Annotated in this window: 1 pseudogene; it reads left to right on the forward strand. The window is 62.5% G+C overall.

The annotated features are described in order from the left end of the window. Nucleotides 1-280, forward strand: a pseudogene (locus ACZYTC_RS34440) (hypothetical protein); the annotation flags it as partial.

A 280-nucleotide genomic window follows, 5' to 3' on the forward strand; every position in this document is an offset into this window, starting at 1 on the left:
GACCTACGCCTATCATCGCAAGAGTGCCGACGACAAGCTTTATGGGGCCTCTTTCGAGGACACGATCCGCCTCACCCTCGACAAGGGTGAGACACCGCAAACCCGCACGGTGAAAGTCCAGCTGTTCAGCGGCGCCAACCGGCGCGCCGCCGGGCCTTTCGAGAACATGAGCGGCAACCCGGTGCTGAGCCTCTTCCTGGAGCATCACATCCGCGTGCTCGCCGAAAGCTACCGGGCCAATCCGCGCTATTTCAAGACGGCAATCCGTGTTGCCCTGCGC

The organism is Labrys sp. F242, assembly GCF_057813875.1.